Below are 15,609 nucleotides of genomic sequence, written 5' to 3' on the forward strand. Positions count from 1 at the left end.
ACTCATAAGGAAAATCACATGGGACAACGCATTGATGTCAACCATCTGAACATCTACTACGGCAACTTCCTGGCCGTGGAGGACGTGAACCTCAACATCGAGGCGAACAAGGTCACCGCGTTCATCGGCCCGTCCGGCTGCGGCAAGTCCACGGTGCTGCGCACGCTCGACCGCATGCACGAGATCATTCCCGGCGCACATTGCGAGGGTGAGGTGCTGCTGGAAGGCAAGAACCTGTACGCCAAGGACGTCGACCCGGTGGCCGTGCGCCGCGATGTGGGCATGGTGTTCCAGCGCCCGAACCCGTTCCCGACCATGTCGATCCGCGAGAACGTGCTCGCCGGCGTGAAGCTCAACAACCGCAAGATCTCGAAGTCCGACGCGGACGATCTGGTCGAGTGGGCGCTGCGTGGCGCGAACCTGTGGAATGAGGTCAAGGATCGTCTGGATAATCCGGGCGTCGGCCTGTCCGGCGGCCAGCAGCAGCGTCTGTGCATCGCTCGCGCCGTGGCCGTGCACCCGCAGGTGCTGCTCATGGATGAGCCGTGCTCCGCGCTTGACCCGATTTCGACCCTGGCCGTCGAGGATCTGATCAACGAGCTGAAGAACGATTACACAATCGTGATCGTGACCCACAACATGCAGCAGGCCGCCCGTATCGCCGACTACACGGGCTTCTTCAATCTGAAGGCCGTGGGCCAGCCCGGCCATCTGGAGTATTTCACCGACACCACCACGATGTTCAACAATCCCCAGAACGAAGAAGCCGAGCGATATGTATCGGGACGTTTTGGCTGATCGGCGCAGCCGATCCGCCAAAACGTAGCGACAGCCCAGTGGGCTGTCGCCGTCGGCCCCGTAAGGGGCCGACCAGAAAGAGGTGCCCCGCGTGTCGCGCGGGGCTCTTTAATTGGACGTGAAGGCTGATCGAAGATCAGTCAAAACGTGGCGACAGCCCTGTGGGCTGTCGCAAGCCGGCCCCTGTGGGGTCGGCCAGTAGGAATGCACCCCGCGCAACCGCGCGGGGTCCCTTAATTGGACGTGACGGCTGATTTATCAGTCAAAACGTAGCGACAGCCTGGTGTTGTCATAATCCGCCCCGCACATTGCGCGGGGATTCGTATCCTCGTCTGTTTCTCGCCTGTTCCCATCTCTGTTCTCATCTCTGTTCCACAACTCTGCCATCCCGAATCCCGCACCGCTGCGCACCTCGCCCGGGCGGACGCCCTTCTCGAGCCCAAAAACTCCGCTACTTCGCTTATCTGTGGCGGATTCGGCGGGGTGGATTTTGCCAGGTGGCTTATCTATGGCACTCATAGGCGGATATTCGAAGTATCGTCGTTGGAATTCAGCGGCTCGTACTTGCGATATTCCGTTGCAAGTGCCATATATAAGCCACCTGGTTGTTTGAGGAAGGCCAAATCCGCCATATATAAGCGAGTTAGGCGAGTCCGCGCATATCAGATGCCCTTTGGCGGGCCGGAAACCGGTGTTCGGGCCGCCTTGCGCGGGGGCGCGGCCATCCAGGCAACCTCCATGACCCATACCGGTGCTAGTGTGGGCGCGTCCGGAACTTACGTTCCACGGCGAGTCGCGATTCTCGCCGGGCGTCGGCGCATCGCCGTCGTCCTATCAACCCAAGAAACAGAGATAGAGATAAGAAAACAATGGAAAAGTTCTTCCATCTGAAGGAGAACGGCACCACCGTGTCCACTGAGGTCATGGCCGGTCTGACGACGTTCTTCGCCATGTCCTACATCATCATCGTCAACCCGCAGATCCTGTCGAGCACCGGCATGCCGTGGGGCGGCGTCTTCCTGGCCACCATCATCGCGGCCATCATCGGCACCCTCGTCATGGGCCTGTTCGCCAATGTCCCGTACGCCCAGGCTGCGGGCATGGGCCTGAACGCGTTCTTCACCTACACGGTCTGCTTCGGTCTTGGCTTCAGCTGGCAGGAGACGCTGTGCATGGTGTTCCTGTGCGGTTTGATCAACATCATCATCACCGTCACCAAGATCCGTAAGATGATCATCAAGGCCATCCCCGAGGTGCTGCAGAACGCCATCGGCGGCGGCATCGGCCTGTTCGTGGCCTATGTGGGCTTCCTGAACGTCGGCTTCTTCACCTTCACCACCAAGTCCGACGCCAAGAACGGCGACACCGTGCAGGCCACCCCGGGTCTGGCGGTGATGAACAACCCGACCATCTGGCTGTTCCTCATCGGCCTGCTGCTGGCCGTCGTGTTCACGGTGCTCAAGGTGCGTGGCGGTATGCTGCTCGCCATCGTCGTCACCGCCATCGTCGGCATTCCGATGGGCCAGACCACCATGGCGAACTCCGTGTCCATCGCCGACACCTTCGCCCAGTTCCCGCAGACCTTCGGCGTGATCTTCACGGCCGACGGCTTCCCCGCGTTGTTCTCCGACATGTCGAAGCTGCCGATGATCATCCTGACCATCTTCGCGTTCTCCATGTCCGACACCTTCGACACGATCGGCACCTTCATCGGCACCGGCCGTCGCACCGGCATCTTCTCCGCCGAGGATGAGAAGGCCCTGGAGAACGGCTCCGGCTTCTCCTCCAAGATGGATAAGGCCCTGTTCGCCGACTCCATCGCCACGTCCATCGGCGCCATCTGCGGCACCTCCAACACCACCACGTATGTGGAGTCCTCCGCGGGCATCGCGGCGGGCGGCCGCACCGGCCTGACCTCCGTGGTTGTCTCCGCCTGCTTCGCCCTGTCCATCTTCCTGTCCCCGGTGATTTCCGCCGTGCCGTCCGCCGCCACCGCCGGTGTGCTGGTCGTCGTCGGCTGCATGATGGCGTCCTCGCTCAAGGAGATTGAGTGGGGCGATATCTCCGAGGCCATTCCGGCGTTCTTCGCGTCCGTGTTCATGGCGTTCAGCTACTCCATCTCCTATGGCATCGCCGGCGGCTTCATCACCTACTGCATCGTGATGACCTGCAAGAAGAAGGCCAAGGAGGTCCATCCGGTGATCTGGGTCGTGGCGATCCTGTTCATCCTGGACTTCGTGGTGACCGCTATCCTGTGATAGCGGCCGGCCGGCTCGCCTCCCGCACGGTTGTGCACACCGCGTGATTCGTATGATTCGTATGATTCGCGCGGTCCGTGCGGGGGAGCGGTTCCGGTTCCCATATACGAGACGCGGCGCGTCCGATTCCCTTGGTGGGGGAGTCGGGCGCGCCGCGTTGTTGTGTTTTGGAGGGTTCGGTTCGCGTATTTCAGCTGGTGTGGCCGATGGCGCCGACGAGGGCGCTCATCCAGTCCAGCAGGCTGCTGTAGGAGCTGGGCATCTGTTCGCTGACTTCGATGATGGGCACGTCCGCCTTCTTCGCGGCGGTGGTGATCTGTTCGGTGGCGGCGTTGGATTCCTGCGTGTTGAGGATGAGCATGGAGATTTTCTTCTTGCGTAGCGCGTTGATGAATTGCGTGATTTCGCTGGGCGTGGGTTCGCTGTCGTTGGCGGTGGATCGCGCGTAGCCGGTGGGCGTGCGGTCGGTCATGCCGAGGTCGTCGGCGAGGTATCGCGCCACGGATTCGGTTGCGCCGTACGTCATGCCTTTGGTCGCTTCCCTGACTTTGGCGATGCGTTCTTCGAGTTCGGTTTCCTTGGCGTGCCAGGACTTGTTGAGTTTGGTGAATTCGTCGGCTTTGCCGGGCATTGCCTTGCGGTAGGCGGCGGTGATCGCGTCGGCGGTTTTCGTGCGGACTTCGGCGGAGAACCATACGTGCGGGTTGTCGCCGTCCTTCTTGCCGCCGATTTCGGCGGCGTTCACCACGGTGGCGTTGCCGTTCGCGGCCGCTTTGACCGCCCAGGCGTCGTAGTCGGCGCCGTTGACGATGTCGACGGCGGCGTTGTGCAGCCGGTTCACGTCGGCCGTGGTGGGTTCGTAGTCGTGCGCCTCCGCGTTCGTGGAGTTGATGATGCTGTTCACGTCCACCAGGTCGCCGCCGAGTTCCTTGGCGAGCGTGCCCCACTGGTTCACGGACGCCACGACGCTGATCGCGTCGCTGTTCGCACTGTTCGCGTTGTTCGCGCCGTTTCCGCCGTTTCCGCCGTCTGCGTTGGTCGAACCGCATGCGGTTGCGGTCAGTAGCAGTGCGGCGCAGGCGGTGATGGCGGCGAGCGTCTTGCGTATGCGGGTCATGGTTCTCCGTTTCCTCGTTCCTGTGATGCGTGATTGCGGCGGCATGGTTCTTGCGCCGCGGTTCCTGTGGCGCGATTTCCGGCGCATGGTTGCGGTGCCGGTTTCGCGCCCCACGCATTCGCTTATGCCACCATAACACAAAATGAGAACCGTTATCAATAATTATCAATAATTATCACTAATTGGCGTGCCGGTGCGTGTCCGCCGTATGTGCGCGGCGAAGCGACGGTTGGGGGCGCGGCCTAGAGTGAATGCCATCACGAACCGGATAGGAAGGAACGGGGGAGAGAACATGACCAAGCCGTTGGTCGAAGTCAGCATCACCACATGGAGAAAGAACCGCGTCTCCGCGGGCAGCGAACATGGGCGCGTGCTGCTGATGCCGGGCACGGGCTACAACTGCGACCGACCGCTGCTGTACTGGTCGGCGCAGGCCCTGGTGGAGGCCGGATGGCGCGTGGATCGCATGAACGTGCGCAACGCCTCGGACGACCTGTCGGTGGTCACGCCGGTGATCAACGACGCGATCGACGGATGGGTGGAGCGCGTGCGCAAGGAGGATCGGTCCGGCAGGCTGATGCTCATCGGCAAATCCCTGACCACCCTGACCTACCCGCATGTGGCGCGCGAGCACGGCCTGCCGTTCGTGCTGCTCACGCCGGTCATCAATCCGGCCGACTTCGATCCGACCGACCAGATCATCCCCATCGAAAGCGCCGAAGGCGACGTGGCCTACCCCGGCCCGGACCCGCTGATCTGCGCTGGCACCGCCGACCCCTTCTACGATCGCGCCAAGGCCTACAAGCTCACGTCCCACGTGCACGAATACCCGGACGCCAACCATTCCATCGAAGTGCCGGGGCACTGGCGCCGTTCCCTTGACTACCTCAAGGAAGTCACCGCATCCGTCGCCCAGTACGCGGCCACGCTGTAATCCAGCCAGTTCCGGCACCGCCCGCCCCGCGCGACACGCCGAAACGCCCCAAGTCGGGGCGGGTGCGTATTCTGGCAACTCGTAAACCACAGACCGTTGGTTGAGCTGCGCGAAAGCGCCGCTCCGAAGTTTGGTTCGCCAAGCCAGCGCAGGTTGAGAGATATAAGCCCATTTGCGGGCTGCCGGAAACGGCCTTATGTTGCTCTGCCTGTGCGCAGGGCTTTTTTATTGCCCAGCATGGCGACGAACCTCAAGTCAACGGCCGACTTAGGAAGGAACGCCATGAAGAGGCCCGAAAAGGAAGCGGTGGTCGCTCAGCTGACGGACGAATTCCGTTCCGCTGACGCTGTCTACCTGACCGAGTACCGCGGGCTTACCGTTCCGCAGATCTCCGATCTGCGCGAAAAGCTAGGCCGCGATACTTCCTACACTGTGGCAAAGAACACGCTGGCACGCATCGCCGCCAAGGAAGCGGGCATCGAGGGTCTCGACGAGATTCTCTCCGGCCCGACCGCCATCACCTTCGTGCATGGTGACTTCATTGCGGCTGCCAAGGTCATCCGTGACTTCGCCAATGACAACAAGGCCCTCGTCATCAAGGGCGGTTTCGCAGACGGAACCGTGTACGATGCCGAAGGTGCCAAGCAGCTGGCAGACCTCAAGTCTCGCCCGGAACTGCTCGCGGAATTCGCCGGCGACATCAAGGCTACGATGTCCAAGGCCGCGTACCTGTTCAACGCTCTGCCGACCAAGGCCGTGCGTACGATCGATGCGCTGCGCGAGAAGCAGGAAAAGGCTGCCTGATTCACTTGCGGCTTGCCGCATGAATCAAAAATTGCAAAGAAAATAAATTTTCAGGTGACGGTCACCTCTTCAATTACAGCCCGTCACCAAGATTGAAAGGAAGCCATTATGGCTAAGTACACCAACGATGAGCTGCTCGAAGCTTTCGGTGAGATGACCCTGGTTGAGCTCTCCGAGTTCGTCAAGGCCTTCGAAGAGAAGTTCGACGTCGAGGCTGCCGCTCCGGTCGCCGCCGTCGCCGCTGCCGCTCCGGGCGCTGCTCCGGCTGCCGAGGAGAAGGACGAGTTCGACGTCATCCTGTCCGCCGTTGGCGACAAGAAGATCCAGGTCATCAAGGCCGTGCGCGCCATCACCTCCCTGGGTCTGGCCGAGGCCAAGGCTCTCGTGGACGGCGCTCCGAAGCCGGTTCTGGAAGGCGCCAAGAAGGACGACGCCGAGAAGGCCAAGGCTCAGCTGGAAGAAGCCGGCGCTACCGTCGAGCTCAAGTGATTCGCGCGGCATAAGCCGCACTTCACAGCTTTCCGCGAAACCCCGCACCTGGTTCCAGGTGGCGGGGTTTCGCCGTTAATAGGAGAAGTTGTTAATTCCTGAACATTAATCCCACAAATGGGATTGCGGCATGACACAATAGGAAGAGTGTCTAATCGCGAAGAAGGAGGCTATGCGGTGAGTGCTGAAACGGCGTGCCACTGGCAGGTAACGGTCAACGGTGGCCAACAGATCACTGTTCATCCTGGGGAAAACGTTGAGATTGGACGTAAACCACTGAGGCCACTGCCGGATGACGGCACGAAGCGCATGGAAGTGCCGGATCCCACCAAATCCATGTCGAAGCGTCACGCGCGTTTTTCGGTGCGTGGCGACGGTCAGGCCATCCTGCATGATCTCGATTCGACCAACGGCACGTACGTCGTGCGCGACGGCGGCGATCTGATGCGCCTGCCGGGGGACGACGACTATATTCTTCCGTATTCGCCGATGCGCATTCAATTCGGCGACGTCGCGGCGGATTTCGAGCGCGTGGATGCGCCCGAACAGGAGCCCGACAGCCCCGTCTCGAATCTTTTCGACTATTCGACACCCATGGCCACGCATCAGGAACCGGACGCGACCGACATGTCCGTCGATCAGATCCTCGACCTGCGTGCCGGAGAGCCGACGACCACCTTCCAATCGCAGCGTCCCAAGGCGCAGCGCAAGCCGGTGCTGAACGGCAGCGAGGCCGCGGCGTCTACGCCCGAGCAGCCGCAATACCCGTCGCCGTACCCGGTGCAGCCGGATCAGCAGTGGAGCACCCAGCCGGTCGACGTGAACGCGGTGGAACCGCAGCAGTCCGCCGAACCGAAGCCCATCGTGCGGATGCCGGCGCAGAGCCAGCCCGTCGAGGCGCCGCAGCAGGCCAAACCCGCCGAATCCTCCGAATCGGTCGACTCGGTTGAATCGGCCAAGCAGCCGGAACCGTCCGAGCCGTCCGAACTGTCCGATGCGCAGCTTGAGGCGCAGTACGAGGCCCAGCTTGATTCGCCGTATGGCCAGCATCGGGCGCAGGAATACGACCAGCGTTACGACCTGCAGGATGCACAGCCGGCGGAACCGCAGCAGCCCGCATACCACGAGGAGAAGCCGGAGGAACCGACGGAATCCGCGGAACCGGTACAACCGCTCTTCCCCGAGGCGGGCACGCCTGAGCGGGACCGCCCGGTGCCCAACCTGTTCGAAGGCGTCGGCATCAACCAGCCCGAACCGCAGCAGCGCGGCGGCAACACCGCTCCCGCATGGGGAGCTGGGCTTCCCGATCACGGCGGCAACGGCAACGGCAACGCCAATGCCACCGCCGCCGGAGCGCCATACGCCAGCGCCGCGCAGTCGGAACCGACGTATGGCCGCGACGGTCGCCCCGAGCCGGAACCCGAAACGGCGATGTTCCGTGAGGCCCGCCCCGTCGTGTTCACCCCGATGTCGGACGGCGGCGACAGGCGCGACGCCACCGGTTTCGCCGGCAACATGGGGCAGATGGACGCGAACGGCGGATTCACCCCCGCGTTCGAACCCGGATCCGTATTCGACAAGGTCGCCCGCGGCGAATTCGACAAGGCCGCCGAGCCGGTCGTCGAAGTCGACGGTCTGAGCTCCGAGGAGGCGCGCCGCACGCCGGACATGACCAAGCAGTTCGAAATGGCCCGTCACGCCGAACTCCTGCCGTTCCTGGCCATGAACCCCTCCCTGTACGACGACCTGTACGCGTGGCTCGCGGCTCAGGGCGACAAGGACATCGATGAAGCGCTTGCCAACAATCCGGGCTATCAGGATTACCGCAAAGCAGTAGGAAAGTGATCGGATACATGAGTACGCAATCCATGCTTGACCAGTTCCAGAAATGGCATGACGATTACCGTGCCTCCCTGGCGCCGTCCCCGCTGGAGGACATCAACCAGCTCAGCGCCCAGCTCGACATGACGCATGCGCATCCTTCGGGCGTGGCCCAACTGTTCGCGGCCGGTCACGTGACGTTGGAATCGATGTTCCGCGACAACGGCATGCTGCGCGCGGCCGAACGCCGTTTGGGGCGTGTGCTGGACAGCCAGGCCGCCAAGAAGCGCGTGAGCGGCGTGGCGGAACTGTCGCTGATCGTCGGCGTCGCGACGTGGAAGGGCAGTGCGTTGCCGGTGCTGCTGTACCCGGTCGAAGTGACCCGTAGCGAACAGCTTGGTCACTCGTCCCTGAGGTTCACCGGCAAGGTGTCGCTGAACTCGGCGCTCGTCTCCAGACTGCACGCGTCCGGCGTCTACATCGACGAGGACCGTCTGCTGGACAGCTCCAACTATCGTTCCGGTTCCCCGGAAACCTCGGCCATCTTTACTTCCATCACCAATGACGCCAAGGCGCGTATCGACGATTTCTCCATCGAACGCCGCATCATCCTCGGCTGCTTCATGGAGCCCTCCGCCCTGATCCTCGCGGAAACGCAGCGCATCATCGACAGGCTCGGCGGCGGTCCGAGCGGTAACGTGCTGCTCGACGCCCTTGCGGACGACGAACGTTCCCGCGCCGAACTGGGCAAGGCATCCATCCCCGAATACAGCCCGTTCGATGCCGATCCGCATTCGGAATACGAGGTGGGCGACGTCGACAACACCGTGCGCTATGCCGCGCAGCTGGCGGCGGCAGGCCGCAGCATCGTCGTGGACTCCGCATCCGGCAACGACACCGCCGAACGTGCGGCGGCCATCGCCTCGCGCTGCGTGATGAACGGACGTTCCGTGCTGTACGTGCCGGGCGTGGCGGAACAGAAGCGGCATTTCCTGCAGTCCATGCACGCCAACGAGATGACGGGCATGGTGCTGGATATCGCCGATGAGGATTCCAACACCAGCATCGACCGTCAGCTGATCGCCGCGGTCGGATTCCAGGCCGGCGTGGCCAGCCAGCATTTCGACCAGCTGTCCGATGAGCTGGTCGGCGTGCGCTCCCGTCTCACGCGCTACTTGGGCGACCTGCACGGCGTCAACGAGAAGTGGGGCGTCTCCGCCTACCAGACCATCCAGAATCTGGCTTCGATCTCCATGTACCCCACCCATCCCACCACGCATGTGCGCCTTTCCGAGGCCTCCGCACGCCAGATCGGCGGGAACCTGGACGAGTGGGCGGCCAAGCTCCAGCGTGCCGGAGAACTCGGCGAATACACGCTCGGACCGGACGACACCGCCTGGTACAAGGCTTCGATCACCAACGAGCAGGACGCGGTGAACGCATATCAGCGCGTGGTCGACCTGCTGCAGAAAGTGTTCCCCGCGGTGCGCGAGCATGTCAGCATCACCGCGCAGACCTGCGGATTCCCCGTGCCGACCACGGCCCGCGAATGGACGCGCCAGATCACGGTGCTCAAGAACCTGAGGCGCGTGCTCGACGTGTTCCAGCCGGAGATCTTCGAACGCGACATCGACGCGATGATCGAGGCGAGCAAGTCCAAGGAGCAGCGCAAGGCCGAAGGCACGAGCATGGGCTTCTGGGAGCGCCGCCGCCACGTGCGCGAGGCGAAGTCCCTGTTGCGCGTGGGCGCACAGGTAGAGAACCTGCATGACGCGCTCATCGTCGTGAAGAAGCAGGGCGAGCAGTGGCATGCGCTGGTCCCGCATGGCGGCTGGCCCGTGCTGCCGCAGCGTCTCGACCAGATGATCTCCATCCAGGAGACCATGTCCGAAGACATCACCGCCCTCGACACCGTGCTGAGCACCACGCCGCGCGGCGGCGAACTTGAGGCGAAGGATTTCAACGACGTCGAGGAGCGGCTCAAGGGGCTGTACGACGACCACATGTCCCTCGACACCCTGCCGGAACGCTGCTGCCTCGAAAACGAATTCCAAGCGGCCGGTTTGAACGATCTCGTGGCCGACCTGAGCGAACGTCAGGTGGGCATCGACGCGGTCGGCGCCGAACTGCAGCTCGCATGGTGGACCACCGTGTTCGAGGACATCGTGCACTCCTCGCCGATCATCTCCAACCAGGATGGCTCCTCGCTCGCCTCGGTGACCGATCGTTTCGAACAGGTCGACGTGGAGCATGTGCGTTCCATCGGCCCGATGATCGCCCAGGAATCCATGCGCAGGCTGTGCGACCTGCTGTTCTCCCGCACGCAGGAAGCCAACATGCTGCACACGCAGCTGGCCAGCCAGACCAAGGTGACGTTGGACAACATGCGTCGCAGCCATGCCGAGATTCTCGCCGCGTCGAAGCCGATCCTCATGGCCACGCCCGACACGCTCGCCTCCCTGACCGAGCCGACCGTGCTCGCCGATGTCGCCATCGTCGACGCGTGCGCGCACATCCCCGCCATCCAGTTGTTGAGCATCGTCTCGCGCGTCAAGCAGATCGTGATCATCGCGCATCGCAACACCGTCACGTGCGAAAGCCTCAAGCAGCTGATCGACGTGCTGCCCCAGATCGAGGTCAAGTCGCATCCGACCAAGCGTTCCCTCGCATTGGCGGCCTTCCTTGAATCCGAAGGCTACGGCGAAGTGCATTACGATGCGTGCACCGAACCGGTCCGCGGCCATGTAACCTACCACGGTCTGGATGCCAACGGCACTCCGGTGCTCAACACCGGTTTGGTGGAATCCAGCCAGCAGGAGATCGCCGAAGTCGTGCGGATCATCACCGAACGTGCGGCCAGCTTCGCCATCGTGCCGACCACGTACATGCTTACCGTGGTGACGCTCACCGACTCCTTCCGCATCAGGCTCGGCGCCGAATTGAAGGCGCTGGCCGCCAAAGACAAGGCCATGGGCACGTTCCTGCGCCATGTGCGCCTGATCGGCATCCACGAGGTCGCCGGAGCGCAGGCCACGGATGTGATTCTGTCGCTGTGCTACGCGAAAACCGCGCACGGGCGTCTGCTGCAGCAGTTCGGCGCGCTGGAGGAGCCCGGCGGGCGCGGCATGCTGCTGGACGCGTTGGCGTTGGCCGACCGCAACGTCGACATCGTCAGCGCCTTCGGCCCGGCGGATATGGATGACGAACGCATCCACCAGCCCGGCGTGAAGCTGTTGAAGACCATGCTGACCTGGGCGGAGCGTTTGGATGATGACGATATCCGTCCGACCGAATCCGAATACGGCCGCAACGTGCTGCTCAACGATCTTGCGGATCGCATCCGCAACCGTGGCCTGAACGTCGCCGTGAACTACGGGTTCAAGCGCGGCATCACCATTCCGATGGTGGTCGGCTTGAAGAACAAGCCGTTCGCGCTGGCGGTGCTCACCGATGACGTCGATTTCATGTCGATCCAGTCCACGCGTGAACGTCACCGTATGTTGTCCGCCGACCTGATGACGCTGGGCTGGTCCGTCGCCTCCGTGTGGAGCGTGGGCGCGTTCGTCAACCCGGAGAAGGAAGTCGACCGACTGGTGTCGCAGCTCGCCGACCTGTACCGGGGCATCGAATGAGCGGGGATACGCAGGCTACCGGGGATGCGCCCCAGGCATACAGCGCATCCCGCCGCACGCCGCGCAAACATAAGCGCGTGGTGAGGCAGGGTACGGAACTGTTCGATGCGGATGGCGTCAAGCTGGAACCTTCCGACATGATGACTGACCGTCAGCGCGAAGCGGATGATGACAAGCGCATTCTCACCGAACTGCCGCCGCATTGGGCGCAGTTCAGCGAGCGCGGGCACTGAGTTCGCTTCGCTTCACCGCGTGAAGTGGATGTTCATGGTATATGCATGAAGCCTCCCCGTCTCTTTCGATTCCGGTGTTTCGGGATGAAAGGGACGGGAGGCTTCATGTTGTTGTGGGTTTGCCGCATCATTACTGGCATTAGCGGTCCATCAGGCGAATCGTCTGATGGACCGCAAACGGGTTCTCACCTACTCGCGTTGACGCCGTGGCGAGACGCCGGTCTTGGCCACGGCCAAGACCGTGATTCCCGCCAAGGCGAGCGCCGCCGCCAGCATGAAGGGTGCTGCGGCGCCGGTTCTCGTCAGCGTTTTGGCGGTGTGTGCGGCGTTTGCGGCATTGCCCTGCGGCTGGCTTCCGGGCGTTGACGGTTTGCCTGGTTTGCCGGGGTCGCTGGGGGTTACGGGCGACGAGGTGTCGAGGATCTTCGTCATGGCGTAGTCGAGTTGAGCTCCGGTTTCGTCCGTGTCGAGGGCGACGTACGCCCAACGGCCGCAAAGCCATCCGGTTGCCTGCTGCCAGGAGTCGGTGCCGGAGACGCTCATCGTCGCCATATCCGGGGAGAGCAGCGTGGTGATGGTCCGTCGTTCGCTGGTCAGATCGCTGCGTTGCTGGTTCACCAGCGCTAGGTAACCGTTGGACGACGCTTGAAGGCTGAGCGTGTTGGAATAATTCTCGTCAGACAGGCTCGGGTCGTTCAATTGCAGGCGCTTGGTCTGCTTGCCATTGGTGTCGAACCGGGTGATGAAATACCGTGGCATGGCGTTCTCGGGTTCGAGCGTGACCGCGTACGTCGCATCATCCGTGGCGATTGCCGCTTGAACGTCATAGGTTTGCGCTATGAAAACCGAGCGCGTGGACGGCACGATATCGTACGTCCAAGGTTCCTGCGCGGTCGACGATTCATTGCCGCGCGACAGGATCGCGCGTTCCAGCGCCTCGCTCTGCACGAACAGGATGGAACGTCCTTCCTTGCCCGTCACGGGATCGGTGTCATACCCTGCGCCGGTTCCGGTGAGCGGCACGATGGCCGGCATGCCGTTCTGGGTCTCAAGCAGCTGCGCAACGCCCTTGGAAGAGGTGATGTTCACGGTTCCGTCGCTTTGCGGGGTCTGCATCACCGTTTCGGAACCGGTGTAATCGTATTTCGTCACATACAGTATGCTGTCGCCGACGCGCAGGAACGATTGCGCGGGCTGCGCGGTGCCGGAGTGGGCGATCACCTTGCCTGAAGGCATGTCGATCCAATAGGTCAGGTAGACGGCCGTGGGGCTGAACGTGTCGAAGGTCGCTTCGAGGATATTGTTCCGCAGACTGATATGGGAGAAATCACTGACCGGCGACCTGCCTTCGGCGAGCGGTATCTCCTTGACTGTGGGGGCGGCGAGATCCGTGTCGCTGAAGCTCACGATATATAGCGTCGCGTCGATGCGGACCGCCATATACTGGTTGCCTTGATCGTCGGAGAACATGTGCGACGTGGTGGATATGTCGTAGGAATGCTTTCCTCGCCATGCGTAGGTGCCGGTTTTCTCGATGTTCTCCACCGGGCCTACCTTGACCGGCACGGTGATGCTCTTGGAGGTAATGGATTTGCCGTCCTCGGTGCCGATGATGAACGTTCCTTCGGGGAAGGTGAAGGAGCATGAGGATGTTGTGGAGAGCGTTCCGGCGGGCAGTCGGTAATCAAGCGTGATGGTATCGCCGTCAACGCTGAATCTGGTGTCGAAATCCTTGCCGTCGACGGTGATGGTCGCCCGGGAATACGGATCCGCCTTCACCACCCGTGCGCTGGCCTTGAGCTGGTAGGAGTCGGCACCGATGATGCCTCTGCTCATGAGTGTGTCGGTGATGGCGAATTCGTCCGGCTTGGTCTGGCCGCTGTCGTTATAGGTGATGCTGACGGTTGCACCAAGCGCGGTCATATTGGTCACGGTGAGGTCAATGCCGGTGAAGCCCGCGGCCGCCGTTTCCTGGAAATTCGTCGACGGCATGGTCGAACCGTTGATATGGTCGCCCTGACGTAGATTCCCGGAGTCGCCGTGATCGGGTGCCTCGGTCATATCGACAAGTTCGATGAGCTTGTTGTGCGCTTCGGTGGAACTGATATTGGAATGGGTGAATATTCCATTATCGCCCAGTTCGGCCTGCACACGGTAAAGGCGCAGCGCCGAATGCTTCATGACGATCTGGTTGCCTACGGCGTCGTCGTATTGCAGCACGTAATACGACGAGAACTTGCCCTTGGGGCCCAGCAGTGCCGGGTCGGCGGAAATCGCCACGATGCTGCCCTGCTGGCGCATGTCGTTGTAATTGAGCGAGGTGACCGCCTGGCTCACCGAAGCCATATGCTCGACGTCGGCGTTGCCACGTTTCACCGTCACGCCGTCCGGGCGCACCACGATGCGCGTCACATGGTCGTCGTCGATCCAGCCCAGCAGCCATTTCGAGAATCCGCAATGATCGCCGATGTTGTTGTTCATGATGTCATCGGTGCCCATGCCTTTATTGGGGGTTGTTGTCGACGTGGGACTGGCGTAATAGTCGGCAAGGCCGAGCGCATGGCCGGTCTCGTGGATGATGGTTTTCGCCCCCTCTGTCGTGTTCGAAGGCTGGTGCAACGTGGCGATGTTGCACAATTCCTTGCCGTCGAATGTCAGACCTTCGCTGGCGTTGGTCTCGTAGCTCCACCACATGCCGTGCCAACCGGTGTTCGGCCCGGCGAAATGCATGTACACCAGATCGATGCGTCCGTCATCGTTGCCGTCGAACTGGCTGAAATCGACGGTGGCATCGAGGGCACGCAATGCCTCCAATATCACTTCTTCGGCACTGCCGTACTCGCTGCGGTTGCGCGTGGCATGGTAGTCGAATGCCTGACCGGTGAAGCTGAGCTTGCCGTAGGAGGAGCGCTGATAGTAGGAGTTGAGGTTGTCGTAGGGGGCGGAACCCTGATTCGTGCCGTCGATAAGCGACTGCAGCGCCTCCAGGCTGTCGCCTTGTGCGAATTGCTGATCCGGGAAGTCCACGCGGAGGGCGACCACCTTGGCCACGCCGGTGCGTCCGAGCCCGACGCGCTGGCCCATGCCGATGGGTTCGGGGCTTTTCTCGTTGGGATCCTGCGGGTCGAGCGACGTGTTGAGCGGCGCGTCGTTCGTCAGCATCGATACGCTCGACTGGTCCGTTGCCGTCTGCCCGGTTGTGCTTTGGCTGGTGCCGTTTGCCGCGGCCTGATTATCGCCGCCCTGTTCCGCCGCGCTCTGTTCCGCGGCCTCCTGCGCCAACTGTGTCGCCTGCGCGGCGGCGGCCGCATCATTCGACGTGGTGCCGTCCGTGCCATCCTGCGCTCTGGCGGGCACGCTTGTCAGAGCACACCCGCATACCAGCATCGCCGTGGTCGCGATCATCGCCGCGATGCGCTTAAGGCGTGCGGCGCCCGTACTATTCCCTGTTCCCATGGAATTCCCCCTTTTCGGTTTCCCTGCATCCCCTCGAATCATCATTGCTGGAAGGCGCTCCGGGTTG

At 62.3% G+C, this 15,609-nt stretch carries 10 protein-coding genes; 8 read left to right on the forward strand and 2 right to left on the reverse strand.

Annotated elements, in window-relative coordinates; genetic code table 11:
* The first annotated feature begins 18 nt into the window (after positions 1 to 18).
* Both pstB and KIH75_RS04790 read left to right on the forward strand, forming a co-directional pair.
* Complete coding sequence (gene pstB, locus KIH75_RS04785) at positions 19 to 798, forward strand: phosphate ABC transporter ATP-binding protein PstB (RefSeq protein WP_003827576.1); 780 nt, start codon at positions 19 to 21, stop codon at positions 796 to 798.
* Between the two features lie 869 nt (positions 799 to 1,667).
* A complete protein-coding gene (locus KIH75_RS04790) occupies positions 1,668 to 3,056 on the forward strand; it encodes an NCS2 family permease (protein ID WP_219055642.1) in 1,389 nt (462 codons plus the stop codon).
* A 190-nt stretch (positions 3,057 to 3,246) separates the two neighbouring features.
* On the opposite strand, the gene KIH75_RS04795 is transcribed toward KIH75_RS04790, so the two are convergent.
* Positions 3,247 to 4,173, reverse strand: coding sequence for a metal ABC transporter solute-binding protein, Zn/Mn family (locus KIH75_RS04795; protein WP_219055643.1), 927 nt, complete (start codon positions 4,171 to 4,173; stop codon positions 3,247 to 3,249).
* Positions 4,174 to 4,465: 292 nt separating this feature from the next.
* Here KIH75_RS04795 and KIH75_RS04800 point away from each other — a divergent pair, with 292 nt between their 5' ends.
* From KIH75_RS04800 to KIH75_RS04825, 6 genes are all read left to right on the forward strand, one after another.
* Positions 4,466 to 5,107, forward strand: a complete 642-nt coding sequence (locus KIH75_RS04800) for a hypothetical protein (protein WP_219055644.1) — start codon at positions 4,466 to 4,468, stop codon at positions 5,105 to 5,107.
* A gap of 282 nt (positions 5,108 to 5,389) precedes the next feature.
* Positions 5,390 to 5,911, forward strand: a complete 522-nt coding sequence (rplJ, locus tag KIH75_RS04805) for a 50S ribosomal protein L10 (RefSeq protein WP_219055645.1) — start codon at positions 5,390 to 5,392, stop codon at positions 5,909 to 5,911.
* 108 nt (positions 5,912 to 6,019) lie between these two features.
* Positions 6,020 to 6,400 carry a 50S ribosomal protein L7/L12 gene (gene rplL, locus KIH75_RS04810; RefSeq protein WP_219055646.1) on the forward strand — a complete coding sequence of 127 codons (381 nt, stop codon included), beginning with the start codon at positions 6,020 to 6,022 and terminating at the stop codon, positions 6,398 to 6,400.
* Positions 6,401 to 6,577: 177 nt separating this feature from the next.
* Entirely contained in the window at positions 6,578 to 8,245 is a 1,668-nt protein-coding gene (locus KIH75_RS04815; RefSeq protein ID WP_219055647.1) for a variant leucine-rich repeat-containing protein, read from the forward strand.
* Between the two features lie 8 nt (positions 8,246 to 8,253).
* Positions 8,254 to 11,853, forward strand: coding sequence for a helicase (locus tag KIH75_RS04820; RefSeq protein WP_219055648.1), 3,600 nt, complete (start codon positions 8,254 to 8,256; stop codon positions 11,851 to 11,853).
* Complete coding sequence (locus tag KIH75_RS04825; protein WP_219055649.1) at positions 11,850 to 12,086, forward strand: hypothetical protein; 237 nt, start codon at positions 11,850 to 11,852, stop codon at positions 12,084 to 12,086. The genes KIH75_RS04820 and KIH75_RS04825 overlap by 4 nt, the downstream gene beginning before the upstream one ends.
* A 189-nt stretch (positions 12,087 to 12,275) precedes the next feature.
* Here the strand turns inward: KIH75_RS04825 and KIH75_RS04830 are convergent, their stop codons facing one another.
* A complete protein-coding gene (locus KIH75_RS04830) occupies positions 12,276 to 15,542 on the reverse strand; it encodes a metallopeptidase domain-containing protein (protein ID WP_219055650.1) in 3,267 nt (1,088 codons plus the stop codon).
* Positions 15,543 to 15,609: the final 67 nt, after the last annotated feature.

It is taken from the genome of Bifidobacterium pongonis (assembly GCF_019331805.1).
GTDB classification, from domain to species: Bacteria; Actinomycetota; Actinomycetes; order Actinomycetales; family Bifidobacteriaceae; genus Bifidobacterium; species Bifidobacterium pongonis.